The organism is Sphingomonas sp. GM_Shp_1 (assembly GCF_026540895.1).
GTDB lineage: Bacteria > Pseudomonadota > Alphaproteobacteria > Sphingomonadales > Sphingomonadaceae > Sphingomonas.
Genome location: NZ_JALNUR010000003.1, coordinates 70,576 through 95,182, shown reverse-complemented (window position 1 = coordinate 95,182; position 24,607 = coordinate 70,576). Strand labels below are relative to the sequence as shown.

Below are 24,607 nucleotides of genomic sequence, written 5' to 3'. Positions count from 1 at the left end.
TTTCGAACCCCCGGACGTCATATTCTTGTAACCAAAAAACGGGGGGCGATATGTCGAATAGGAGTGGGTTTGGTACCATCGCATCACGCGTGAGCGCGATGGCCTTGGCGACGGCGACGGTGATGGCCGGAGTGGCGGCGACACCGGCGGCAGCACAGCAGAGCGTAGTTAAGGTGGATGTCCGTTCGCAGCCGCTGGGTCAGGCGTTGCGGACGCTGGCGCATCAGGCGCGGATCCAGATCGTGTTTGACGAAACCCGGCTCGCCGATCGCCGGTCGCCCGCCGTTTCGGGCACCATGCCCGCCACCACCGCGCTCGACCGGCTGCTTCGCGACAGCGGCTTCAGCGCCTCGCGGACCCAGCAGGGGGTCTATGTGGTGGCGGCCCGCTCAGCCGGGCTCAGCCCCGTCGGGCTCAACACCGTCGGCCAGACCGGTACGAGCGAGCAGCAGCGCGAGGCGGTGATTTCGGGCGAGCCGCCCGCGCCCCAGGCCTCGGGAGGCGGCGACGTCGTCGTCACCGGCACCCGCATCGTCCGCCCCAACCTGAAGTCCGCCAGCCCGATCACCACGATCACCTCTTCGGAGATCAGGGCGCAGGGTGCGGTCAACCTGGAGGAGGTTACCAACCGCCTCGGCCAGGTCCAGCCGGACGCGCAGCAGAATTACCAGCAGAGCAACGGCCAGCAGCGCGGCGTCAAGCTGCGCGGCCTGGACTTCAACCGCACCCTGTCGCTGATCAACGGACAGCGTATCGCGGGCACCGAGTCCGTCGACACCAACCTGATCCCGGTGTCGCTGGTCGAGCGGATCGACCTGCTGACCGGCGGTGCATCGTCGGTCTATGGCTCGGACGCCATCGCCGGCGTCGTGAACTATGTCATCCGGCGCGACTTCATCGGGCTGCAACTGTCCGCCAATTACAGCTTCTACAATCACCTCAATCGCGACAATGTCTCGACGCCCGTCGCCCAGCGCTACGGGATTACGACGCCCCGGGGGGTGACCAATGATGGCGGCCGTGCGGACCTGAGCGCGACCTATGGCCATAATTTCCTCGACGACCGGCTGAACATCTCGGTCTACGGCACCTATCGGACCGCCGACGGCATCCTGTTCCGCGACCGTGACGCGTCGGGGTGCCAGTTGCGCCGCGACACCGGCAATCCGCTGCGCGTCAACAATCTGATCTGCGGCGTCACCGGCGCATCGCCCAACGGGACGCTGACCGCCAACGGTGCGAACTATTCCAACGTCACCGGCAACCCCGGCGTCTTTGCCCCGGCCTCGACCATTCCGGGTTATCCCAACCAGGGCGACCGACTAGCCGCACGCGGTTACGAGCGGTACAATGCCGGTGGCTTCATCAACTTCAAGGCATCCCCGGCCGCCGAGATCTCGCTCGGCGTGATGTACCTGCACGACAAGTCGGAGAACCTGCTCTACGGCCCCTATGTTCAAGGCAGCTACCAGGTCAATTGCGACAATCCGTTCCTGTCACCGTCGCAGGCGCAGACGATCTGCGGCGCGCGCGCGGGGACGGCCGTATATGCGCCGCTGAGCGTCCAGTACGGCTTTCCGGGTCTGGCGGGCGACCGCGACAAGGAGACCTTCACCAACAGCCAGACGCGGATCAACGCCTCGATCCGGGGCGAAATCGCGGACGGCTGGCATTACGATGTCGGCGGCGTCTATGACGAGAGCCGCCAGCTATGGCAGCCGGGCGGCAATCCGGTCGCGGTCAAGGTCGGCCGGGCGCTCGACGTGGTGAACATGAGCGGCGTTCCCACCTGTCGCTCGGTGGTCAACGGCACCGACCCCGCCTGCGTGCCGCTCAACGTCTTCGTCGCCAACAATCCCGGCAGCGCCGCGCTGAGCAACTATCTGTTCAACGAGGGGCTGGGCGTCAGCGACCTGCGCGCCAAATTCTACGACGTCACCGCCAACCTGACCGTCGACCTGACTCGCTACGGCATCCGTTCGCCCTTCGCCGAACAGGGTCTCGCGCTCGCCTTCGGCACCGAATATCGCAAGCAGGAGGAGCGTGGAATCCAGAATGCCCGATTCATCGAGGTCTATGGCGGCGTCGCCGACCGCTTCGCGACGCAGGACGTGGTCGAGGGCAATGTCGAGGCGCAATTGCCGCTGGTGCAGAATGTCAGTCTGATCAAGCTGTTGCAGGTCAATGGCGGCTATCGCCTGTCCAAGTACAGCACCAATTCCGAGACCTTCAACACCTGGAAGGTCGAGGCGGTCTATTCGCCGACCGAGGACATCACCTTCCGCTTCGGCCGCAACCGCGCCGCGCGCGCACCCGGCCTGCGCGAGGCGAACCAGACAGTCAGCTTCCAGAACGCGACGATCATCGACCCCTGCGCCAGCGTCGACGGCGTCGCTCCGCGCGCCAGCCGCGAGGTGTGTCGCCTGACCGGGCTGCCCGACAGCCAATATGGCAACGGAATCGCAGCGGGCATTCCCGGCAGCATCCGATGCGTCGACGATGTCTGCCGCCAGCGGAACAACGGCATACCGATCAGCCCGGAGGATGCGCGGACGACGACCTTCGGCTTCGTCTTCACGCCGCGCTTCATCCCGCGGCTTAGCCTTTCGGTCGATCGCTACACGATCCAGGTCAACAGCGTGATCAGCTATCTAGGCGCCAGCTTCGCCGTGGACGGCTGCGTCATCACCGGCGATCCCTATTATTGCAGCAGGCTCGTCCGCGATCCGACCACCTATCAGTTGACGAGCACCGGTACCTCCGCCGGTTACATCCAGGGGGGCAATCTCAACGCCTATCGCCTGTTCGCCAGCGGCTATGACTTCCAGGCGCAATATTCGATCCCGCTGGGCGAGACGGCGGGCAAGGTCGACCTGCTGATGAACGGCACGCTGACGACCGATCAGGGCGGTCAGGCCGCCGTCAACCAGCCTCGGACCAATTGCGTCGGCTATTTCGGCGGCTCCTGTTCGCAGCCCGCGCCCCGCTGGGTCCATAATGTCCGCGCGACCTATTCCTCGGAAGGCCAGCTTCTCTCGGCCTCGCTCGCCTGGCGGTATATCGACGGAACGACGGCAGGGCAGAATGGCGGCCCGAACTCCAATCCGGCGACCGCAGTTTCCGACTTCACCCGCATCGCGCCCTATCATTATTTCGACCTGGCGCTGGCCTTCAGCATCGCCAAGCGGCTGACCTTGACCGCGGCGGTCAACAACATCTTCGACCGTCAGCAGCCGATCATGACCAACACCTATGACTATGCCCTGTCGCGCGGCAACACGATCCCGCAGCGTTACGACACGCTCGGGCGGCAAATCTCGATCGCCGCGACGACGCGCTTCTGATGACCGGTCCATCGCCCGAGCGTCCGCGAGGGCGGCAAAAGCGGTCGCGCTCGGGCGGAAGCCGGGCCGCGCAGGGCCTGCTCGGGCTGGCGGCGATGGTCCTGACCGCCGCCGGCCCGGCGACGCCGGTGCTTCCACGCCCCGCCCATCTGACGATGGGCACCGGTCGCATCCGGGTTGGGGCGGGCGCCCGCATCGCCGTGCCGGCGGGCGATGCCGGTGCGATGAACGCCGCGCGCCGGATGGCGGAGATCGTCGCCCGCATACGCGGCCTTGCTCTGACCGTCGTCGAGGGCGGGGATGGCGTGATCCGCCTCGAACGGTCGGGCAAGGCCCTGCCCGGCGACGAGCGATACCGGCTCGACGTCGCGGCGGCGGGCATCCGGATCGCGGCGGCAAGCGATACCGGGCTGCTCTATGGCGCGATGACCCTCGCCCAGTTGCTGACCCCCGACGCGCGGTTCGGCTCAGGCGTCACCGTCCAGGCGATGACGATCGAGGATGCGCCCCGCTTCGCCTGGCGCGGCGTCATGCTCGACGTGGCGCGTCATATGCAGCCGATCGCATCGATCGAGCGCGTCATCGATATGATGGCGCAGGCCAAGCTCAACCGGCTGCAACTCCATCTGACCGACGATCAGGGCTGGCGGATCGAGATCAAGCGCTATCCCGACCTGACCGGGATCGGCGCCTGGCGTGACGCGGGCGGCTCGCGTTACGGCGGCTTCTATACGCAAGACGAGCTTCGCGCGCTGGTGACCTATGCCGCCGCGCGCGGGGTGACCATCGTGCCCGAGATTGACCTGCCCGGCCATGCCCAGGCGGCCATCGCGGCCCATCCGGAGGTCGGCGTGCTGGGCGATCGTCCGCCGGTGTCGGGCGATTGGGGGATCAATCCCTATCTATTCGACGTCACCGACCCGAGCCTCGACTTCGTGCGCAACGTCCTGGACGAGGTGATGGCGATCTTCCCCTCCCCCTATATCCATATTGGCGGCGACGAAGCGCTGAAGGATCAGTGGCGGGCCTCCCCGGCGGTGCAGGCGAGGATGAAGGCGCTGGGAATCGCGGACGAGGAGCGGCTGCAAAGCTGGTTCGTCGAGCAACTCGGCCAGCATCTCGCGCGCCATGGCCGTCGCCTGATCGGCTGGGACGAGATATTGGAGGGTGGCCTGCCCGCATCCGCCTCGGTCATGTCGTGGCGCGGGGAAAAGGGCGCGATCGAGGCGGCCAATATGGGCCATGACGTGGTGCTATCGCCTGGCCCCGTCCTCTATTTCGACAATCTGCAAAGCGCGCGCGGCGACGAACCACCCGGCCGGATGAAGTACCAGACGCTGGCCGACGTCTATGCCTATGACCCGCTGCCCCGCGAGATCGCCGCGTCGAAGGCACATCACGTACTTGGCGCGCAGGCCAATCTCTGGGCCGAATATATGGTCACGCCCGAACAGCGCGAACATGCGCTGTTCCCGCGTCTGGCGGCGCTGGCGGAGATGACCTGGTCTCCCGCCGGTACGCGCGACTGGCCGGACTTCCTGTCCCGGCTCGACCCACAGATGAACCGTTATGTTCGGCAGGGGGTCGCGGTCGCGGACAGCGCCTTCGCGGTCGACTTCACCGTGATCGGCGGGGTCGGGCAAGCGTTGCGCGGCCCGAGGGTGTCGGTCGCGATGGCGCGCCAGGCGCCCTATGGCACGATCCGCTACACGACCGACGGCAGCGCGCCGACCGCCCGCTCGCGCGCCTATGCCGCGCCCGTGACGGTCAGATCGGGCACGGTCCTGCGCGCCGCCGACTTCGCGCCGGACGGACGTCCGCTTGCAGCGTTCCGGGCCTTCGACACCACCCCGGCGGCGCTGCTTACACGCTCGAGCGCGGAACTCGTCCCCTGCCCCGGCCCGGGTATCCTGCTGCGCCTGCCGCTGACCCGCGATGCGACCGGCAACGGCCCTGCCCACAGCATGAACATCTTCAACCCCTGCTGGACATACAAGGCCGCGCCGCTCGACCAGGTCGACGGGATCGCGGTGACGATCGGCCGCCTGCCGCGCAATTTCGCATTGCGACAGGAGCAGCGCGAACAGGTCGTCTGGCGCTATACGCCGAGCCATTTCGGCGCGCTGATCGTGCATGGCGGCGGCTGCGACGGTCCCGCCCTGGCGTCGACGCCGCTGCCCGATCCAAGCCGCAGCGCGAACCGCTTCACCCTTTCCGCACCGCTGTCCCGGAGTCCGTCCGAGAGCGACCTGTGCCTGACAATCGCTCCGCCGGTCGGTGGCCCGCTCTACGGCATCGACACGGTGCGGCTAACCATGAAGGACCGCCAGTGATCGACACCCCCCGCCCTTCGCGCCGCGACGCCATCGCCTTGGCCGCCGCCACCCTGTCGCTGCCGGGTCGAGCGCTGGCCGAGCCTTCCGCGACCGCCTTGAAGCCCTATGGCGCGACGCCTTCCTCGCGGCAGTTGGCGTGGCATCGGATGGAGCAGAACGCCTTCGTCCATTTCACGATCAACACCTTCACCGATCGCGAATGGGGCTATGGCGACGAGGACCCCGCGATCTTCAATCCCAAGGCGTTCGACGCCGACCAGATCGTCGGAGCCGCCAAGGCAGCCAATCTGCGCGGCCTGATCATCACCGCCAAGCATCATGACGGCTTCTGCCTCTGGCCCAGCGCCTTTACCGAGCATAGCGTCAAGAGCAGCCCCTATAAGAACGGCAAGGGCGATATCGTCGGCGAACTGGCCGAGGCCTGCCGGCGTCAGGGGCTGCAGTTCGGCATCTATCTGTCGCCCTGGGACCGCAACCACCCGGACTATGGCCGCCCGGCCTATATCACCTTCTTCCGCAACCAGTTACGCGAGTTGCTGACCCAGTACGGCCCGATCTACGAGGTATTCTTCGACGGCGCGAATGGCGGCGACGGCTATTATGGCGGCGCGCGCGAGATGCGGAAGATCGACGCGGTCCCCTATTATAACTGGCCGTCGATCATCGATTTCGTCCACCAGCTTCAGCCGATGGCCTGCACCTTCGATCCGGTCGGCGCGGACCTGCGCTGGGTCGGTAATGAGGAGGGCGAAGCGGGCGATCCTTGCTGGGCGACGATGGACGACAAGGGCTTCACGCCCGAAAAGGGCAATTCGGGGGTTCGCGGGGGATCGGTGTGGTGGCCCGCCGAGGCCGATGTCTCGACCCGTTATGGCTGGTTCTGGCACGCCTATGAGGATGGCCAGAGCCGCAGCCCGGCCAATCTGATGAAGATCTATTTCGACACGGTCGGGCGCAGCGCGGGGCTGCTCCTGAACCTTGCCCCCGATACGCGGGGGCGGATCACCGATGAGGATGTCGGCAACCTCGCCGAATTCGGCAAGGCGGTGCGCGATATGTATGCCACCGACCTCGCGCGCGGGGCCACGGCCTCGGCCAGCAGCGCGCGGCCCGACCATCCGGCCGCCCATGTGCTGGACGGCAAGCCGGGCAGCTTCTGGGCTGCGGCCGATGGGGCCGCCACGCCGATGCTGACGCTGGACCTCGGTACGGCGAAGACCTTCGACGTGATCCGCCTCGCCGAGCATCTGCCGCTGGGTCTGCGGGTCGACCGGTTCGCGATCGATATCCCCCGGACCGGGGGCTGGCGCGAGATCGTGGCGAAGCAGGGGATCGGGTCGCAGCGCGTCGTCCGGCTCGACGCACCTGTCACCGCCCGGCACGTCCGCCTGCGCATCGTCGCCGCAGCAGCGGTGCCTGCGATCACCGAGTTCGGCATCTATCTCGCCCCCGTCCTGCTCGAACCGCCGCATATCCTGCGCGACCGGGAGGGACTGGTGACGTTGACCAGCGATGCGCCGGGTCAGGCCATCGCCTATACGATCGACGGCAGTACGCCCAGCGCCGCTTCGCCGCGCTACGCCGCCCCCTTCCCCCTGCCCGATGGCGGGACGGTGCAGGCGATCGGGATCCATCTGGCGAGCGGCGCGGTCAGCAGCGTCGGGCGACGCGACTTCGACATCCGCAAGAGCGACTGGAAGATCGTTCGCGCCAGCGCTCCGCAGGCCGAAAAGCTGATCGACGAACTGAACCGCACCGACTGGATCGCGCCACTAGTCGGCGCGGATGGCAAGCCCTGTTCGGTGACGATCGACCTGGGACGCAGCGTGACCATGCGCGGCTTCGTCCTGAAACCCGGCTGGCATGCGCCGCAGGGCGCAGGCGATCCGGCGACCTGGACGGTGCGGATCGGCGACGACCCGGCACTGTCCGGCCCGGTGCAGGAGGCGGGGGAATTCTCCAACATCGCCGCCAACCAGGCGCCGCAGCGCCTGGTCTTCGGTCGGCCGCATCGCGGCCGCTATATCGAGATCGCCTTCCCCCGCACCGCGAACGGCGAGACCCGGCTCGCCATCGCGGAGATCAGCCTGCTGACCCGATAGGTCGGACTTCAGAAGAAGGTCTCGATGACGTCCACCACGCGGTGATCGTCATCGGCGACCAGGATACGGCGCCACTTGTCGAAGGTCAGGCACGGATGCGAGATATCGAAGGCCAGCACATCGCCCACCGCCAGATCGTCCCCCGGCGCGATGGCGAGATAGGCATGCTGATCCATCAGGCCGGTCACCTCCCAATGGCCCGGCGCGTCGCCGGGGCGGCTGTCGCGGCCCTGACGGAACAGCGTGGCGGGACGTGGCAGTCCGGCATCGAAGGCCACGTCGCGCTTGCCCATCGCCACCACCGCGCGCGCCGGATCGGGAATGGACTGCACCGCCGCCCAGATACGAAGCGCGGGTTGGAGTGGCGCGCCAAAACGCGGGGCGACCGGGTTGCGGCGCAAAATCCCGTCCTGCGCGACCCGGTACAGGCCATCGTCATGACTGATATAGCAGCCGGGGCGCAGCAGCGCCTGGACCGTGCCGTCGCCTACCGCCGCCGCACTTTCCTCGGCCACCACATCGTACCAGGCCGAACCGGCACCGGTCAGGATGGCGGGCACCCGCTCCACCCGCCCCTCGGCGACCAGCCGCGTCGCGACGGTCACGGCACGGCGGACAAAGCGGCGCACCTCCACCTCATCGGCCAGCACGCCTTCGTAGAATTCGATGCCGCCCAACCGCAAGGCGCCCTTCCAGGGGATCAGCGCCGCCAGCACCGCCGCAAGCTCGGCCTCGGTCCTCACGCCGGTCCGCAATCCGGGCTGGTCCGGCTCGGGCGCCAGTTCGACCAGTATGTCGAGCCTTGCCCCCCGCACGCGACAGGCTTCCCCGAGCAGATCGACCCCGGCCACGCTGTCGACGAGGCACATCACGTCCAGACCGGGTCGCTCCGCGAGTTCCGCCAGCATCGCGACATTGGCCGCTCCGACCACTTGGTTGGCGATCAGGATATGCTCGACACCTTGCGATGCGGCGACCCGCGCCTGCTGAACGGTCGCGACCGTGATGCCCCAGGCGCCCGCGTCGAGTTGACGCCGGAACAGCGCGGGCGCCATCGTGGTTTTGCCATGCGGGGCCAGCGCCAGGCCATAGGCGTCGATAAACTGGCGCATCCACGCCAGATTATGCGCCATGCGCGTCTCGCTCAGCACGGCGGCAGGCCAGGGCACGTCACCGGCAAGCAGGTTCCAGGGCCGGTCCACGATGCCCACGCCCTTGTTCAGTTCCATGCCCTGCCTGCTCACTGTCATTCTCCCGATACGCATCCGCTCACCGATCCGGGCGGCCTATCTTTCATGACGTTCGAGCCCGGGAAAGGCGCATCATGACACGAACACGCATCGTCGGCGCGACCCTCTATGACGGCACGGGCAGCCCCGGTCATCCCGCCGACGTGACGATCCGGGACGGCCGGATCGCTTCGGTCGATCCGGCCTCCGACATGGTGGCCGATGGCGCGATCGACGGGCGCGGGCTGGCGCTGGCGCCGGGCTTCATCGACGCACACACCCATGACGACCTGATGGCGATCACCGCCCCGGCGATGCTGCCGAAGATTACCCAAGGCGTCACCACGGTGGTCGTCGGCAATTGCGGGATCAGTGCCGGGGCGGGCCGTGCCACCGGACCCACGCTGCCCGATCCGATGATCCTGCTCGGCGCGCCCGAGGCCTTCCAGTATGAGAGTTTCGCCGCCTATGCCGAGGCGGTCGAAGCGGCCGGGCCCGCCACCAATGTCGTCGCGCTGGTCGGGCATACGGCGCTGCGCGCGCGTCATCTGGACCGGCTGGACCGCGAAGCGACCGAGGAGGAGTGCCTTTCCATGCGCGCGGACCTGGCCGAGGCGCTGGCTGCGGGGGCCTTCGGCTTCTCGACCGGCCTGGCCTATGCCAATGCCGGGAGCGCCTCCACGCGGGAGGTGATGGCGATCGCGGCGGCGCTCCGCGATACGGGCGCGCTCTATGCCACCCATCTGCGCAGCGAAGGCGCGGCGATCCTCGATGCGATCGACGAAGCGGTCGCAATCGCACATGACGCAGCGGCACCGCTGATCGTCTCGCACCTGAAATGCGCGGGCGCGTCTCAACATGGACGCAGCGGAGAGATACTCGACCGGCTGGAGCAGGCGGCGAAGGTCCATCCGGTCGGGTGCGACTGCTATCCCTATACCGCCAGTTCCTCGACGCTCGATCCGCGACAGGTGGTTCCCGAAACGCCCATCATGATAAGCTGGTCCGATCCGGAACCGGCCCAGGCCGGTCGGATGCTGAGCGACATCGCCGACGACTGGGGTATCGACCCGGTCGAGGCGGCCGGGCGGCTCCAGCCCGCCGGGGCGGTCTATCATTGCATAAACGAACGGGACGTCGATCGCATCCTGGCGCACCGGCTGACCATGGTTGGATCGGACGGCCTGCCCTGCGACCCGCGCCCTCATCCCCGGCTCTGGGGCAGCTTCCCGCGCGTGCTCGCTTATTATGTCCGGACACGCGGGCTCCTGACCCTGCCGGTCGCGATCCGCAAGATGACCGGCCTGGCGGCCGATCGTCTGGGGCTGGTCGATCGCGGCTATATCCGCCCGGGCCTGGCGGCCGATCTCGTGCTGTTCGATCCCGAACGGATCGCCGATCGCGCCAGCTATGACGACCCCCAGCAGCCCGCCGACGGTGTGCTGGGGGTCTGGGTCAACGGCATCGCGACGCTGGAGCAGGGCCGCGTCACCGGCGCGCGCGGCGGACGGATGCTTCGTCGCCCCGGCACCAAAGAACATTTCAATGGGAAGGACATATCGTGATGACGGATGGTATCAAGCGTTTCGGCGTCGAGGGCGGCAGCGGCACCGGCGGACAGCATCTGCCCTTCGCCCGCGCCGTGCAGGCCGATGGCTGGCTCTACGTATCGGGCCAGGTGCCCATGGTCGACGGCGAGGTGATCGACGGCGGCATCGTCCCCCAGACCCACCAGGCCATCCGCAACGTCCTGAAAATCTTGGAGGAAGCGGGATATGGCCCCGAGCATGTCGTGCGTTGCGGGGTGTGGCTGGACGATGCGCGCGACTTCATGTCGTTCAACCGCATCTTCAAGGAGTATTTCGGGGCCAATCCCCCGGCACGGGCCTGCGTCGTCTCGCAGATGGTCGTCGACTGCAAGGTCGAGGTGGACTGCGTCGCCTGGAAGCGCCCCTAAGTGACGCCGGGCGCACTGCTGTTGGTCGAGGCGGGCGCGGCCGTCGCGATCCTGATCCTGCTGATCGTGCGGGTGCGATTGAGCCCGTTCATCGCGCTCATCCTCGTGTCGCTCGGCCTCGCGCTCGCGACCGGGATTCCGGCGGGCACGATCGTCAAGGGGTTCGAGGCCGGGGTCGGCGGAGCGCTCGGCCATATCGCGCTGGTCGTCGGGTTGGGCACGATCCTGGGCAAGATGATGATCGAGTCCGGCGGCGCGGACCGGATCGCCGATACCGTCATCCGGGCCTTTGGCGAACGCCGGGCGGACTGGGCGGCCATGACGATCGCGCTGATCGTCGGGCTGCCGGTCTTCTTCGAGGTCGGGTTCGTCCTCCTCGTTCCGATCATCCTCGTGGTCGCACAGCGGCTCGGCCAGCATCCGCTGCGGCTGGGATTGCCGATGGCCGCCGGGCTTTCGGTCGTCCATGCCATGGTGCCGCCGCATCCGGCGGCGATGCTGGCGACCCAGGCCTATCACGCCGATATCGGCCTGACCGTGCTGTTGGCCGCATTGATCGGCATTCCCACCGCCGCGATCGCGGGGCCGCTCTATGCCCGGCTGATCGTCCCCCGCCTGGGGCCGACGATGCCGACCGGTATCGCCCGCGCTGGCGCACCGGCGGGATCGCTTCCCCCGTTCGGGATGACCATGGCCACGCTGCTGCTCCCCGTCCTGCTGATGCTGATCGGCAGCCTGGGCGCGTCGGGGCCGATGGCGGCGTTCCCGATGGGGCCCTTCCTCCAGTTCATCGGCTCGCCGGTCGTCGCGCTGCTGACGGCTGTGCTGGTGAGTTACTGGACGCTCGGCCTTGCGCGCGGACTGAACCTGGACACGATCCAGCGCTTCACAACGAATGCCTGGCCCCCACGGCGATGATCACCCTCGTCGTCGGTGTCGGCGCGGGTTTCGGGCGGGTCCTTACCGATAGCGGCGCGTCCGCCGCGATCGTGGCGCTCGCCGGGCAGTGGCATATTCCCATACTCCTCCTGGCATGGCTCATCGCCGCGCTGATCCGCATCGCGACGGGCTCCGCCACGGTCGCGATGGCCACCGCCGCCGGGATCATCGCACCCATCGCCGCCACCTCGACCGTCCGCCCCGAACTGCTCGTGATTGCGACCGGCGCGGGGTCGGTCGTGTTCAGCCATGTCAACGATGGCGGTTTCTGGCTGGTCAAGGAGTATTTCGGGCTGAGCGTGATCGACACGGTTCGGAGTTGGACGATATGCGAGACCCTCATATCGCTTACCGCGTTGGCAATAGCGGCGACCTTGTCGCTCCTATTGTAAGGAAACGACGTTAGACGGCCGCCAGCCGGCTCCGGGCCGACTGGCGGACTCCATCAAATCTGCGCCAGGCCACCATCGGTGAACAGCTCGCTGCCCGTCATGAAGCTGCTGTCCGACGAGGCCAGGAAGGCGGCGGCCGCCGCGACTTCCGATGGGTCGCCGACATGGCCGATCGGCGTCGTCGCCCCCAATTCGATCATCGCGTCGCGGCCGACGACTTCGGCGGCCAGTTCGGTCAGCGTCGGCCCCGGCGACAGAACGTTCACACGGATCCCCGTACCCCGCAGATCCTGGGCCCAGCTCCGCGCCAAATTGCGGACGGCGGCTTTGGAGGCGCTGTAGACGCTGAACGCCGGCGTTCCCATAACGCCCGTGGTCGAGCCGGTGAGGATGACCGAACCGCCCTTCTCCATCAGCTTCAGGCCCTTCTGCACCGTGAAGATGGTGCCTTTTACATTCACGTCGAAGGTCGCATCGACATGGTCCGGCGTGATCTCGGGCAAGGGCAACAGCGCGCCGGTGCCGGCATTGGCGAACAGGATATCGAGCTTGCCATGTTCCCGCTTCACCGTTTCGTAGAGCCGATCCAAGTCGCCGGAGTCGGTGACCGATCCTGCCACCGCCCGAGCTCGGGCGCCAAGCTCCGCCACGGCCGCCTCCAGCTTATCCGCCCTGCGCCCGAAGACGTAGACGAACGCTCCTTCCGCGATGAACCGCTTCGCCGAAGCCAGGCCGATACCGGTGCCACCCCCGGTGATGACGGCCGTCTTTCCTTCCAGTCTGTTCATAAGTGCCTCCATTCATTGGTTGCACACAGCTGGCGTGGAGCCTACCTACAGACAAGTATGCACCTTTTGGTAAGTACAGAGAATGTCTGAAACGCTGCAAGCCGACGATCCCGTTACGACGCCCACCGCGCCCGCCTTTACTTGCGGGCTCGACGCCACGCTGAAGATCATCTCGGGCAAGTGGAAGCCGCTGATCCTCTACTTCCTGCTGCGCGGCCCGACCCGCTATGGGGAACTGAAGCGCGCCATTCGCGATGTCAGCGACAAGGTGCTGATCCAGCAGCTCAAGGAGCTGGAGGCGGACGGCGTCCTGCGCCGGAACGATTACAAGGAGGTTCCGCCACGGGTCGACTATACGCTGACCCCACTCGGACAGAGCCTTGCCCGGGCGCTGGAGCCTTTATGCCAATGGGGCACCGCGAACATGGCCGTGATGCAGAGACTTTTCGCCGAGCGTGACGGCTGGGGACGCGAGCGTCGTTGACCAGCCTTTGGCTGCCGCACGGGGGATGTTGCGGACAGGTTCGAGGTCCCGGGGGCGCCTGCTCACACGCCGCGGCTAGCGCTCCCGCCCACGATCCGGCACGGCTAGGTGTCAATGACGAAGGCGACGTAGCATCGTCGCCTATCGCATCCCACAACTCGCGGTCAGTATCGAGGTGCCTTGGCGAAGTCCGCCTTGCCGAAGGGGCGGTCGTAGAACATGTAATCGTAATAGAATTCGCGCAGCCGCCGATGGAAGGCCCGGATACGGTCCTGATAGGTGAGCTGGGCGCTCAGATCGGTATGGGCCAGCCGCGTCAGCAACGCCTGGACTCCGACCGATGGGAGAAGCCAGCCCAGCGCGTCGGCGGTCGCGGCGCGGCGTTCCAGCCCTTGGCGATAGGCTTTCACCCGATCGGCGACGCTCTCGTCGCCATTCTGGTGGAAGGCGTAATACCATTTCTGGTGGAAACCCTGCGGCAGGGGCGGCGAGTCCGCCCATTCGGGGTGGCGGGCGTAGAAGCGCCGCATCGTCTCCTCGCGCGGGATTTCCCAGGCGTGATGGACATTCTCACGCTGCGCCAGCGCGATCTTCGCGCCTTCGTCGACGGGAATGGCGCGGTTGATGACGACATTGGCGAGCGTCGGGATCACGAGGACGAGCACCAGCCACGATCCGGCCAGCGTCGCGGCATTGGCGGTCGATCCATGGCCCAGCCGTGACACCAGCCCGGCCAGCCCGATCCAGAACAGCAGATAGGCCCCCGCCACCGCCACCACGAGCAGCACGGTCCAGGCGGCAACCCCCGACAGGATCGCGCCGATCACAAACGGCACCGACAGCGCCGCCAGCAGCAGCCCGAAACGGACCAGCCCGCGCCGCAGCCATAGGCGCCGCGCGCCCGGCAGCGCGCCCAGCATTCGCGCCCGCCCGGCCTCGCGCTCGCCGGACTTCAGGTCGTGGAACAGCGCGATGGCGAAGAGCGGCGCGAGGAAGACCAGCACGAAGGCGAAATCGAGCCGCCCCGGCAGCGCCAGTTCGGGATTGAAGGTGTCGCCATCATAGATCTGCGCCTCCAGCCCCAGCGCCCGAACCCGCAGGATATAGGGCGCGACGTCGCGCATCCCGATCGCGGCGAAGGCGAGCGTCGCGGGCGCGTCCCAGGTCGGGTGGAAGGTATAATAGGCGGCGTTGCCGGCATCCTTGTCCCGGTCGACATGGGTGGCGATGGCCGCGACATCCTCGGCCTGCGCGGCGGGGATCGCGGCGATGGCGGCGCGCTGCCGCGCCATCTCGGCCATGCCGGCGGCGACGGCGGCGGTGCTGAGCAGCGCCAGCAGAACCAGCGCGATGCTCGCCATGCGCGACCGCAGCAGCAGCCGGAGTTCGTGCATCCAGATCGCCATCACTTCGCTCCCAGCCGACGGGCGGCGAGGGCCAGTGCGCCCCCGGCCACCACCAGCCACCCCAGCACGATCGCCAGTCCGGGCAGGCTCGCCCGCACCAGGGTCCGGGCATCGGGCTGGACGAAGGTGAATTCGGGGATACGGCGCCAGTTGTCCGCCCCGATCCGCTTGCGCCGGTCGGCCCCGGCGTCCTTGGCGATGTCGTCGGCATAGCTGACCGCCTCCGCCTGCAGGCGGTTCAGCCGCTGGACCAGGGCGTAGCGATAGGCCTCCGCCTGTTCCAGGAAGCGGCGATGCCCGGCGAAGTCGGTGCCCGCCGCCGCCATCGACGCCTGTCGCAACGCGATGGTCGGGCTGAGCAGGCCGACGCCGGTGACCAGCGCATTCTGCCGCGCCTGCGCCGCGAAGCTCTCGGCGGCATAGCGGTCGAACAGCCGGCTGGTCATCGCTTCGCCCTCCAGCGCGAGCAGGCCCTTGTAATTGACCGGCAGATCCTCGATCCGGGTCACGCCATAGCGTTTCAGCACGTCCGCCTTGAACTTCGCGAAATGCGGGTCGTCGGGATCATGGCTGTCGCCCATGCGCCGCAGGTCGCGGGCGATGGCGACGTCGGTCTGCAGCCGGTTAGCGAGCGGATAGGCGGCGCTCGCCATATCGGGGGCGACGCGCGGCAGCAGCACGACCGTCACCGCCCAGATCGCGAGCAGCGCCAGCAGCGCGTCGCGGCGACGGCGGACCAGCATCGAGACGAGGAGGATCGCCACCACCCACAGCGCCAGATAGGCGGCATAGGCCAGCGCGATCATGAGCATCGGCCCGGCAAACGCCCCCGGCTGGCCCGAGATCAGGACGAAGCCGATCATCGCCGGCAGCCCGACCAACAGCGCGACCACGCCCAGCGCGGCGAGCTTGCCGAGCACGATCGCGCGCGCCGATGCCCCCTGCACCATCAGCGGGCGCAGCGTCCCCCCCTCGGTCTCGCGCGCGATGGCGCCATAGCCGAGAAAGATCAGCAGCAAGGGCGCCACCGCCTGCAACACGAAGGCCGGGGTCAACTGGCCGAAGCGGACCAGCGCCGAGCTTTGCCGGACATCGCCGAAATTGCTCGTATTCTGCCGATGTCCTTCGAGGAACATGGTGTTGCCGGTAAAGGCGTCGACACCCGGATCGAAGGCGGCGAGCGGCCCCAGCGGGCGGAAGATGAAATGGCCATAATGGACGACGCGGTGCGGATGGCGATCCGGCTGCGCCTCGAACGCATGGTTCGCCTCCGCCTGGTTGCGCGCGCGGTTGTCGGCGATGCCCTGTTGATGCGTCCAGGAGGTGACGACCGCGACCAGGGTCAGGACCAGCAGCAGCAGGATGGCGGTCACCGCGACGCGGTTGCGCCGCATCAGCCGCAACTCGTCGCGCGCTATCAGCGAAATGGCGCTCATGCCGCCGCCACCCCGGCGAACCGGTCGTGCAGCGCCCGCACGTCGAACCGCGCCTCGCCCTCGGCCGCGACCTCAGCGACGATGCGCCCGCCTTCGAGGAACCCGATGCGGTCGGCGACATCGGCCGCGCTGAGCAGGTCGTGCGTCACCATCAGTACGGCAGTGCCCCGTGCACGGACCGCATGGAGCAGCGTGTTGAAATCGGCGGTCGCGCGCGGATCGAGGCCCGAGGTCGGCTCATCGAGCAGCAGCACCGGCACTTCGCGCAACAGCGCCACCGCGATCGCGACCTTTTGCCGCATCCCCTTGGAAAAGCCGCCCAGTCGCTGGTCGAACGCCCGTTCCTGCAAGCCCGCCGCCGCCAGCGCCTCGGTGATCGCGGTCCGGTCGCGCGGCGTGCCCGACAGCGCGAGCAGATAATCGGCATTCTCGACCGCGCTCAGATGTTCGTACAGCGCGACATTTTCCGGCAGATAGGCGATGCGCCGCCGCGCCGCGTCGGGATCGGTCGCGGGGTCGATCCCGCTGACCCGGACGCTGCCGCCATCGACCCGGACGAAGCCCAGCAAAGTCGACAGGGTCGTCGACTTGCCCGCGCCGTTCCCGCCGAGCAGCGCATAGATTTCGCCCGCCGCGACCGACAAGGTCAGACGGTCGAGCACCTTATGGGCGCCATAAGACAGAGTGGCGTCCGCTATGGCGATTTCGGGCGAGGCGGCGGGGGTTGAAGGCATGGTCGACATGGCCTGATCACTGCCCTGTCAGCCCCGCTCTCGTCAACAGTAATGATGTATCATTGCATTGACAGACGACAGCCAATCGGTTTGTAGGCGCGAAACTGCATATCATTTGCATCGGGGGTTCTATGATGATCTGCATGCGCCGGCTCGCTCCGGCCCTGATTCTCGTGCCGCTACTGAGCGCAGCCGGTGTCCGAGCCGAGGAATCGAGCGAGCGCGGCGCGCCGAGGGAGGAGGAAACGACCGACGAAATCCTCGTCACCGGATCGCGAAAGGCCAATGCGAGCATCAACGGGCTCGACATCGACCCGCATTTGCTGCCGCAGAATGTCCGCCTGCTCGACGACACGCTGATCGACCAAGCGGGCTTTACCGACCTATCCCAACTGTTCGACCTGGCCGGGGGCATGTCGCGGCAGAACAGCTTTGGCGGGGCATGGGATGCCTATGCGATCCGCGGCTTTTCCGGCGACATCAACCAGGGGCCGGACCTGCTGGTCAATCGCTTCAGCGCCAATCGCGGCTTCAACGCGCGCCGCGACGTGGCGACGGTCGAAAGCTTCCAGGTGCTGAAGGGCCCGGCCTCCGCCTTGTCGGGCAAGGGCGAGCCGGGCGGCTCGATCAACATCGTGACCAAGGCGCCGCTCGACCATGTCCATGCCGGGGGCGAGATGGGCTATGCCAGCTTCGATACGTGGCGTGGCAGCTTCGATATCGGCGGACCGGTCGGTGGCGGCGTGTCGACGCGGGTCATCGGCGTCTATCAGGACGGCGGCAGTTTCCGCGACTTCGTCCACAACGACCGGCTGCTGTTCGCGCCGTCGATCGGCTGGCGGCTGAACGACCGGATACGGCTGCTCTACCAGCTCGAATACAACCTCGTCCATTTCACCCATGATCGCGGCCTGGTCGCGGTGAACGGCAATGGCCGGGCGCTGCCGCGCAGCCGGTTCCTGGGCGAGCCCAATGACGGGCAAATGACCCAGCGCACATCGCAGCATCAGGCGACCGCCTATGTCGATCTGGCCCCCGGCATCACGCTGGAGGGGGGTGTCCAGTATCGCGACGGCGCGCTGCTGGGCCAGTCGACGCACAATTCGGCGCTGGTCGGCACCAGGCTGCGGCGGCAATTGCGGGTCCACGACTATCGCTGGCAGGATCTGTCGGGACGGATCGAGATCAGCGCCAACCGGACCCTGCTCGGCATCGGCCATCAGATGCGGATCGGCGCGGACGCCTTCGACTTCGACCAGCGCCGCATCCTCTACCGCTTCAACCCGACCGCCGCGCAACCCTATGACATCGATATCTTCAACCCCGTCTATGGCCAGCCCAAGCCGGTCGCGCCGCTCAACCAGAACCTGCTCGAACGGCTGAGCGGACAGAGCGTCTATGCGCAGGACCTGCTGACGCTCGACGATCGCTTCTCGCTGCTGCTCGGCATCCGCCAGGACTGGATACGCCAGGACAATCTGAACTATCGCAACGGTCGTACCGACCGCCAGCGTCCGCAGGCGACCAGCCCCCGCGCCGCCTTCACCTTCGCGCCGAGCGAGCATGTCTCGACCTATATCAGCTGGGGCCGGTCGTTCCGGTTCAACCAGGGCGTTGATGCCGCCGCCAACCCCTTCGCGCCCGAACGCGGCGAGGCGTGGGAAGCCGGGGTGAAGGTCGCGGCGCTGGCCAAGCGCCTGACCGGCACCGTCTCGCTGTTCGAGATCACCAAGCACAATATCCTGGTCAACGACCCCGCCAATGCCGGTTTCTCGATCGCGACCGGTGAGGCGCGCAGCCGGGGCGTGGAGGCGGATGTCAATTACCGAGCCGGCGACCGGCTGACCCTGACCGGGGTCTATGCCTATACCGATGCCAAGGTGACGCGCGACACGCGGCCGGGACTGACCGGCAGCGGCCTGTCGAACATCCCGCATCACAGCGGCGCGGCCTATGCCTTCTGGCAGTCGCGGGGGACCGAGCCGGGATCGGTCGGTATCGGCGCCGGGGTGACCTATGTCGGCGCGCGGCCCGGCGACGATGTCGCCAGCGGCTTCCGCCTGCCGGGTTATGCTACCGCGCGGCTCAACCTGTCCTATCAGGTCGCCAAGGGGCTGTCGGCGCATCTCGACGGCGAGAATCTGTTCGACACCTATTATCTGGAAAGCAGCTATTCGAACATATGGATCACGCCCGGCGCGCCGCGCACGATCCGCGGCCGGATCGCCGTCGCGCTATGAGGGGCTGGGCGTTGGGACTGGCGCTGGTCGCCGGGGGCTGGCCCCTCGCCGCCGCCGCGCAGCGCACCGCCGAGAATACGGTGCGCGAGGCGGAAGACGGCTTCGGCAAGAGCGTCGGGAGCGAATCGATCGGCATCTATGCCAGCGGCGAGGTGCGCGGGTTCAGCGCGACCGAAGCGGGCAACAACCGGATCGAGGGCGTCTATTGGGACCGCGCCGTCGCGCTGAGCAGCGTCATCACGCGGGAAACCACGACCCGCGTCGGGCTCAGCGCATTTGGCTACCCGCTTCCCGCGCCGACCGGGATCATCGACCATGAGATGCGGCGTGCGGGCACGAAGACGGTGGTCAGCGTCCAGCTCAACAGCGGCGAATATCTGGGCACCGACCTGGTGGTGGATGCGGCGATCCCGGTCGGCGACAGGATCAGCCTCAACCTGGATGCGGGGCTGTATGACGACGAATATGTCAGCGGCGCCGGCGGTTGGTATGCCAGCTATGGCGGGATCGCGCGCGTCCGTCCGGTCGACGGCGTCGAACTGACCGGCTTCTATGGCGGCTACAGCTTCGGCGACGAGGAACAGGCGCCGACGATCTTCACCGCCGACGGCCATGTGCCCGGCCGTATCGTGCGCCGCCGCTTCTTCGGACAGGATTGGGCCGACATGGCGGGGCAGACCTTCAACTACGGCACCCTCGCCAAGGCCATGTTCGGCAAGTGGCAGGTGGCCGCCGGAGCCTTTCGCAGCCGCTTCGCCCGCGATGAATATCACACCGCCTTCTTTCGCGGCGTCGATGCGAACGGGGTCGGTCGCTCCTTCGTGCTGGCGGGCGCGGATCAGACGACCGCGTCCACCTCGGGCGAGCTGCGGGTCAGCCGCCTGATCGAGGACGGGCCGCGTCGCCACCGGCTGCTGGCCTCCGTGCGTGCGCGGGACGTCGCCGCACGCTATGGCGGGCTGGCCACCGCCGATCTCGGGCTGGCGACGATCGGGGTTCCCGATCCGAAGGCCCAGCCGTCGCTGGTGCCGGGCGAGCGGACCCGCGACGATGTCCGGCAGACCAGCTATGCCCTGGGCTATGAGCTGCGCTGGGCGCGGCTGCTCGAACTCAATCTGGGCCTGACCCGCACCGATTACCGCAAGACGGTCGCGGTGCCGGGGGCGCCGGCGGTGCTCCAGCACGACCGGCCCTGGCTGTGGAACGCCGCGCTCGCGCTGTTGCCGACCGAGCGCCTGACGCTCTACGCCGCGACCACGCGGGGGCTGGAGGAAAGCGGCATCGCGCCCGGCAATGCGAGCAATCCCGGCGCGGCGCTGCCCGCACTGCGCACCCGGCAATATGAGGCGGGCGCGCGCTACGCCTTTCCGGGTGGCTGGCGGGCGACGGCGGCGGTATTCGACATCGCCAAGCCCTATTTCGATCTCGACCGGCGCGACGGCATGTTCCGCCAATTGGGCACCGTCACCCATCGCGGCGCGGAGGCGTCGCTGTCCGGCAGTCCGCTGGCGGGATTGAGCATGGTCGCGGGCATGGTCTGGTTGCGCCCCCGCGTGACCGGCCAGGCGGTCGACGATGGACGGATCGGCCCGCGCCCGATCGGCCGCACGCCTTTGTTCATCGACGCCAGCGCCGATTACAGGATTCCGGGCCTCGCCGGTGTCTCGATCGACGCCCATGCGACCTTCGAGGCACGGCGAACCGCCAATGCCGCGAACACGGCGGCGCTCCCGGCCCGCGCCATTCTCGATCTCGGTGCCCGTTATCGCAGTCGCATCGGGCGCGTGCCGACTCTGCTGCGGCTACAGGTCCGCAACGTCGCCGACACATTCGGCTGGCGGGTGTCGGGCGGCGGCGGCTACACCCTGTTGCCGGGACGCCGGGTGACCGCGAGCCTGACGGCGGACTTCTAGGATCGGGCCTTATCCCATGACGTTCGCCGAAAAATCTGCAACCTGGCCGTAGAGTGGCATCCCATCAGACGACATTCAAATCCGTCACGAACTCGTAGCGGTCTCCGCGATAGACCGAGCGGGTGAATTCGACGATCCGACCATCGGGAATTCGAGTGCAGCGCTCGATCCGCAATACCTCGGAATTCTGTCGTACGTTGAGGATCCCGGCTTCGGTTTGCGTGGCGAGCGAGGCGCGGACCCGCTGCGTGCCCGATGTGGGTCGAAAGCCATGGACCTCGAGCGCCTGATAGAGGGAATCGCCCAGCGCATCGAGGTCGGGCATGAAGATCGCCGGGATCACCGCATGCTCGATCGCCAGCGGTTCATCGCCCGCCAGGCGGACACGACCGAGCCGGGCGACGCGGGCATCGGGAGCCACCCCCACCGCCGCGGCTTCCTCTTCGGTCGCCAAGGCATAGGATTTGTAGATCCAGACCACGCCGGGGTCCTGCCCGCGCGACCGGGTGTCGTCGGTGAAGCTGTTCAGCTTTGCCCCCGGCGCTTCGATCCGTCGCGCGACGAAGGTGCCCGAACCCTGCCTGCTGATCAGCACGCCTTCGTCGATCAACTGCTTGATACCCTTGCGGACGGTGACGCGCGACAGGCCCACCATTTCGCTGAGTTCCCGTTCGGAGGGCAGCGCGCTCCCCGGATCGATCCCCCCGCCGTCGATATGCTCGCGCAGGCTCTGCGCGAGTTGCAGGTACAAGGGCGTCGCTTCGTCGCTCCGCGTCCAGGCGATATCGCGCATCGTCACGCCTCCCACGCGTCCAGCGCGTGCAGGGCGTCGCGCAGGCTACCATGATGCGCGTCGAGCAGCGCCCTCGCCTCGTCCAGGGGCAAGCCCATGGCGACCAGGACGCCGCGCCTTATGTCGTTCTCCGCGACGCCCAGCGCATGGATCGCCACCTCGGCATCCACGCCGGCCAGTTCCTGGACCATCCGGCGAGCGCGTCGGAGGAGCTTGGCGTTGGATACGCGCATCGCCACCATCCGCCCGCGATAGACGAACCCCAGGCGCAGCATCAGGGCCGTGGACAACAGGTTCAGCACCGCCTTTTGCGCGGTTCCCGCCTTCATGCGGGTCGATCCCGCCAGAACTTCGCTGCCCGTATCGGCCAGCACATGATGCTCCGCCTGTTCGATCAGGGGGGTCCCCCGATTGTTGGCGATCCCGATCGTCAGCGCACCGAGCGTCCTGGCGTGCCGAACTGCAGCCACGGTGTAAGGCGTCTGTCCGCTCGCCGCGACGCCGATGACGACATCGGACGGGGTGATCGCGCAGGCATCGATGTCCGCCTGCGCCGCCTCGACATTATCCTCCGCCCCTTCATACGCTTCCGTCAGCGCGCCGAAGCCGCCCGCCATCAGGAAGACCAGACGCTTCATCGGCCAGCAGAAAGTGGGGTTCAGCTCGGTACCGTCCTGCACGGCGAGCCGCCCCGATGTGCCCGCGCCGACATAGATCAGGCGTCCGTCCTGGCCGAGCCGCGCCGCCGCCGCTTCGGCAGCCCGCGCGATCGCGGCCGTCTGCGACTGGATGGCGGCGATGGCGGCCATCTGCCCTTCCAGCATCGCTTCGACTGCCGATTCCGTCGGCCATTGGTCGAGGTCCAGATACCGGGCGTCGAGCGTTTCGGTGTTCATCATAGCGTTGATCCCACTGGAAGCTTCGATGCGGAGCGGCCCGCCGGCGCGGCGCAGACCAGGAACGCCAAGGCCGTTCCGATGCAAAGCTGGAAGGGAAAGGATAGCCCGGTGAGCGCGAGCGGCAGGCCGATGGCCCGGGCGATTGCCGGTTGCAGAAGAATGATCGTCACGAAACCGATCAACAGCGCCGCGATGGCCGAGCCGGTCGTGCCGCGCGTGGTGAACAAGGCCGTGAAATACACGCCGAGCAGACCCGCATAGCTGAACACCATCACCTGCAACGCGAATTCCAGGAGGCCCATCGAACTGTGGCGCTGCCAATAGAAGGAAAGGACGGCCATCAGGAACATCGCGAAGCCGATGATGCCCATGCCCGCACGCCCGGCCTGGACGAAATGATGCTCCTCGACCGGCCCGCGCCGGTCGCGCCAGGGGCGATAGAAATCCTGTACCAGAACCGACGACATCGCGTTGAGCGCCGAATTGGTGGTCGCCACCGCCGCCGCGCAGATGCCGATCGTCACCAGGCCGCGCAGCCCGCCGGGCAATTGGGTCAGGATATAGTGCATGAAGATGCTGATCTTCTGCCCCTCGAATCTGCTGGCCGCGACGGCACCCGAACCGCCCATCAGGTCGGGACGGTCATAGAAGACGTACAGCAACAGGCCGATGACCATGAACATGCCGACGGTCGGCACGGTCGCCAGCACGGACAGGTAAAGGCTGCGCGCCCCCGTCCTCGCATCCCGGCACGATAACAGGCGCTGCGTGGTGTCCTGATCCATGCCCGCATTGGCGATGTAGAGCAGCGCGAGGCCCGTGACGATCGCCAGCACCGAGAAGGGCCGCGACAGGTCGAAGGAGAAGTCGAACAGCCGCAGCTTGTCCACGCCCTGCGGCGTATGCGCCAGCGCCTCCAGTATCTGGCCATTCGAGGCCGGGATCGACAGGCGCAGGAACAGTAGCACGGCGATCGCCGAGCCGACATAGACGACGAACTGGATCAGGTCGTTCCACAATACCGACTTCAGGCCGCCGACGAAGGTGAACGCCACGCTCGCCACGACCAGCGCGGCGGCGGCGAACATGATCCCCTGCACGCCCACGCCACCCGTCACGACCATCGCCAGCGCGATCGCGGCGAGATAGACGCGCGCACCACCGGCAAAGACCCGTCCCACCAGGAACATGCCCCCTGCCCAGCGGGTCGCCCGTTCGCTGAAACGCAAGGTCAGCAACTCATAGGCGGTGGTGGCGCGGATCGCATAGAAGCGCGGGATCAGGACATGCGCCACGAAGATCGCGCCGATCAGGCCCCCGCCGATATTCCCGCTGAGATAGGTGAGGTCGCCGTGATAGCCATAATCCGGCCCGCCGAGGAAGGTCGCGGCGGACTGCGTCGCGGACAGCACCGAAAGCGCCGCGAGCCAGGCGGGCACGGTGCCGCCCGCCAGGAAATACTCGCGCGCCGACGCGGTCTGGCGCGGCGTCAATATCCATCCGCCCACGACCAGCACCAGCAGATAGCCCGCGATCACCAGCCAGTCGGCCATGGAGAAGGGCAACGTCATCGAAGCATACTCCGATCGCCCGGGACCGAACGTCCACGGGCATG

General features: G+C 67.4%; 18 protein-coding genes. 10 read left to right on the top strand and 8 right to left on the bottom strand.

Features of this window, described 5'->3' with window-relative positions:
- Positions 1 to 98 precede the first annotated feature (98 nt).
- From OXQ33_RS02705 to OXQ33_RS02695, 3 genes are read left to right on the top strand one after another with little or no spacing between them, the layout of a single operon-like run.
- Positions 99 to 3,344, top strand: coding sequence for a TonB-dependent receptor (locus tag OXQ33_RS02705; RefSeq protein ID WP_267433276.1), 3,246 nt, complete (start codon positions 99 to 101; stop codon positions 3,342 to 3,344).
- On the top strand, positions 3,344 to 5,677 hold the full coding sequence (locus OXQ33_RS02700; RefSeq protein WP_267433145.1) for a family 20 glycosylhydrolase: 2,334 nt from the start codon (positions 3,344 to 3,346) through the stop codon (positions 5,675 to 5,677). Before OXQ33_RS02705 ends, OXQ33_RS02700 begins: the two co-directional genes overlap by 1 nt.
- Entirely contained in the window at positions 5,674 to 7,782 is a 2,109-nt protein-coding gene (locus tag OXQ33_RS02695; RefSeq protein WP_267433143.1) for an alpha-L-fucosidase, read from the top strand. Before OXQ33_RS02700 ends, OXQ33_RS02695 begins: the two co-directional genes overlap by 4 nt.
- A gap of 8 nt (positions 7,783 to 7,790) precedes the next feature.
- On the opposite strand, the gene OXQ33_RS02690 is transcribed toward OXQ33_RS02695, so the two are convergent.
- Positions 7,791 to 9,011, bottom strand: a complete 1,221-nt coding sequence (locus OXQ33_RS02690; RefSeq protein WP_267433141.1) for an amino acid deaminase — start codon at positions 9,009 to 9,011, stop codon at positions 7,791 to 7,793.
- A 95-nt stretch (positions 9,012 to 9,106) separates the two neighbouring features.
- Here OXQ33_RS02690 and OXQ33_RS02685 point away from each other — a divergent pair, with 95 nt between their 5' ends.
- The 4 genes from OXQ33_RS02685 to OXQ33_RS02670 are packed head-to-tail and all read left to right on the top strand — an operon-like array spanning position 9,107 to position 12,299.
- On the top strand, positions 9,107 to 10,576 hold the full coding sequence (locus OXQ33_RS02685; protein ID WP_267433140.1) for a D-aminoacylase: 1,470 nt from the start codon (positions 9,107 to 9,109) through the stop codon (positions 10,574 to 10,576).
- Entirely contained in the window at positions 10,576 to 10,968 is a 393-nt protein-coding gene (locus OXQ33_RS02680) for a RidA family protein (RefSeq protein WP_267433139.1), read from the top strand. Before OXQ33_RS02685 ends, OXQ33_RS02680 begins: the two co-directional genes overlap by 1 nt.
- On the top strand, positions 10,969 to 11,886 hold the full coding sequence (locus tag OXQ33_RS02675) for an SLC13 family permease (protein ID WP_267433138.1): 918 nt from the start codon (positions 10,969 to 10,971) through the stop codon (positions 11,884 to 11,886).
- Positions 11,883 to 12,299 (top strand): hypothetical protein, encoded by a 417-nt coding sequence (locus tag OXQ33_RS02670; RefSeq protein WP_267433137.1) that lies wholly within the window; start codon positions 11,883 to 11,885, stop codon positions 12,297 to 12,299. The genes OXQ33_RS02675 and OXQ33_RS02670 overlap by 4 nt, the downstream gene beginning before the upstream one ends.
- A 53-nt stretch (positions 12,300 to 12,352) precedes the next feature.
- On the opposite strand, the gene OXQ33_RS02665 is transcribed toward OXQ33_RS02670, so the two are convergent.
- The gene (locus OXQ33_RS02665; protein ID WP_267433135.1) at positions 12,353 to 13,087 is read right to left on the bottom strand and encodes an SDR family oxidoreductase; all 735 of its coding nucleotides are present in this window, start codon (positions 13,085 to 13,087) and stop codon (positions 12,353 to 12,355) included.
- 82 nt (positions 13,088 to 13,169) lie between these two features.
- Here OXQ33_RS02665 and OXQ33_RS02660 point away from each other — a divergent pair, with 82 nt between their 5' ends.
- Positions 13,170 to 13,571 (top strand): helix-turn-helix domain-containing protein, encoded by a 402-nt coding sequence (locus tag OXQ33_RS02660; protein WP_267433133.1) that lies wholly within the window; start codon positions 13,170 to 13,172, stop codon positions 13,569 to 13,571.
- A gap of 164 nt (positions 13,572 to 13,735) precedes the next feature.
- On the opposite strand, the gene OXQ33_RS02655 is transcribed toward OXQ33_RS02660, so the two are convergent.
- Genes OXQ33_RS02655 through OXQ33_RS02645 form a run of 3 tightly spaced genes read right to left on the bottom strand, consistent with a single transcriptional unit; the run spans position 13,736 to position 17,147 of the window.
- The gene (locus tag OXQ33_RS02655) at positions 13,736 to 14,977 is read right to left on the bottom strand and encodes a DUF3526 domain-containing protein (RefSeq protein WP_267433131.1); all 1,242 of its coding nucleotides are present in this window, start codon (positions 14,975 to 14,977) and stop codon (positions 13,736 to 13,738) included.
- Entirely contained in the window at positions 14,977 to 16,413 is a 1,437-nt protein-coding gene (locus OXQ33_RS02650; protein WP_267433129.1) for a DUF3526 domain-containing protein, read from the bottom strand. The genes OXQ33_RS02655 and OXQ33_RS02650 overlap by 1 nt, the downstream gene beginning before the upstream one ends.
- Complete coding sequence (locus OXQ33_RS02645) at positions 16,410 to 17,147, bottom strand: ABC transporter ATP-binding protein (RefSeq protein ID WP_267433275.1); 738 nt, start codon at positions 17,145 to 17,147, stop codon at positions 16,410 to 16,412. The genes OXQ33_RS02650 and OXQ33_RS02645 overlap by 4 nt, the downstream gene beginning before the upstream one ends.
- A 143-nt stretch (positions 17,148 to 17,290) precedes the next feature.
- Between OXQ33_RS02645 and OXQ33_RS02640 the strand changes: the two genes are divergently transcribed.
- Both OXQ33_RS02640 and OXQ33_RS02635 read left to right on the top strand, forming a co-directional pair.
- Positions 17,291 to 19,387, top strand: a complete 2,097-nt coding sequence (locus tag OXQ33_RS02640) for a TonB-dependent siderophore receptor (protein WP_267433127.1) — start codon at positions 17,291 to 17,293, stop codon at positions 19,385 to 19,387.
- Entirely contained in the window at positions 19,384 to 21,300 is a 1,917-nt protein-coding gene (locus OXQ33_RS02635) for a TonB-dependent receptor (RefSeq protein ID WP_267433125.1), read from the top strand. The genes OXQ33_RS02640 and OXQ33_RS02635 overlap by 4 nt, the downstream gene beginning before the upstream one ends.
- A 64-nt stretch (positions 21,301 to 21,364) precedes the next feature.
- Here the strand turns inward: OXQ33_RS02635 and OXQ33_RS02630 are convergent, their stop codons facing one another.
- Genes OXQ33_RS02630 through OXQ33_RS02620 form a run of 3 tightly spaced genes read right to left on the bottom strand, consistent with a single transcriptional unit; the run spans position 21,365 to position 24,545 of the window.
- Positions 21,365 to 22,093 (bottom strand): GntR family transcriptional regulator, encoded by a 729-nt coding sequence (locus OXQ33_RS02630; protein WP_267433123.1) that lies wholly within the window; start codon positions 22,091 to 22,093, stop codon positions 21,365 to 21,367.
- A gap of 2 nt (positions 22,094 to 22,095) precedes the next feature.
- Positions 22,096 to 22,989 (bottom strand): N-acetylmuramic acid 6-phosphate etherase, encoded by an 894-nt coding sequence (locus tag OXQ33_RS02625; protein WP_267433274.1) that lies wholly within the window; start codon positions 22,987 to 22,989, stop codon positions 22,096 to 22,098.
- Entirely contained in the window at positions 22,989 to 24,545 is a 1,557-nt protein-coding gene (locus tag OXQ33_RS02620) for a sodium:solute symporter (RefSeq protein WP_267433121.1), read from the bottom strand. Before OXQ33_RS02620 ends, OXQ33_RS02625 begins: the two co-directional genes overlap by 1 nt.
- Positions 24,546 to 24,607: the final 62 nt, after the last annotated feature.

Excerpts from the sequence above, each read along its gene's own strand:
- OXQ33_RS02635 (WP_267433125.1), top strand. The coding sequence starts at position 19,384 with ATGAGGGGCTGGGCGTTGGGACTGGCGCTGGTCGCCGGGGGCTGGCCC.
- OXQ33_RS02700 (WP_267433145.1), top strand. The coding sequence starts at position 3,344 with ATGACCGGTCCATCGCCCGAGCGTCCGCGAGGGCGGCAAAAGCGGTCG.
- OXQ33_RS02680 (WP_267433139.1), top strand. The coding sequence starts at position 10,576 with ATGACGGATGGTATCAAGCGTTTCGGCGTCGAGGGCGGCAGCGGCACC.
- OXQ33_RS02670 (WP_267433137.1), top strand. The coding sequence starts at position 11,883 with ATGATCACCCTCGTCGTCGGTGTCGGCGCGGGTTTCGGGCGGGTCCTT.
- OXQ33_RS02705 (WP_267433276.1), top strand. The coding sequence starts at position 99 with ATGGCCTTGGCGACGGCGACGGTGATGGCCGGAGTGGCGGCGACACCG.
- OXQ33_RS02630 (WP_267433123.1), bottom strand. The coding sequence starts at position 22,093 with ATGCGCGATATCGCCTGGACGCGGAGCGACGAAGCGACGCCCTTGTAC.
- OXQ33_RS02660 (WP_267433133.1), top strand. The coding sequence starts at position 13,170 with ATGTCTGAAACGCTGCAAGCCGACGATCCCGTTACGACGCCCACCGCG.
- OXQ33_RS02645 (WP_267433275.1), bottom strand. The coding sequence starts at position 17,147 with ATGCCTTCAACCCCCGCCGCCTCGCCCGAAATCGCCATAGCGGACGCC.
- OXQ33_RS02625 (WP_267433274.1), bottom strand. The coding sequence starts at position 22,989 with ATGAACACCGAAACGCTCGACGCCCGGTATCTGGACCTCGACCAATGG.
- OXQ33_RS02640 (WP_267433127.1), top strand. The coding sequence starts at position 17,291 with ATGCGCCGGCTCGCTCCGGCCCTGATTCTCGTGCCGCTACTGAGCGCA.
- OXQ33_RS02665 (WP_267433135.1), bottom strand. The coding sequence starts at position 13,087 with ATGAACAGACTGGAAGGAAAGACGGCCGTCATCACCGGGGGTGGCACC.
- OXQ33_RS02655 (WP_267433131.1), bottom strand. The coding sequence starts at position 14,977 with ATGGCGATCTGGATGCACGAACTCCGGCTGCTGCTGCGGTCGCGCATG.
- OXQ33_RS02650 (WP_267433129.1), bottom strand. The coding sequence starts at position 16,413 with ATGAGCGCCATTTCGCTGATAGCGCGCGACGAGTTGCGGCTGATGCGG.
- OXQ33_RS02620 (WP_267433121.1), bottom strand. The coding sequence starts at position 24,545 with ATGGCCGACTGGCTGGTGATCGCGGGCTATCTGCTGGTGCTGGTCGTG.
- OXQ33_RS02690 (WP_267433141.1), bottom strand. The coding sequence starts at position 9,011 with ATGGAACTGAACAAGGGCGTGGGCATCGTGGACCGGCCCTGGAACCTG.
- OXQ33_RS02685 (WP_267433140.1), top strand. The coding sequence starts at position 9,107 with ATGACACGAACACGCATCGTCGGCGCGACCCTCTATGACGGCACGGGC.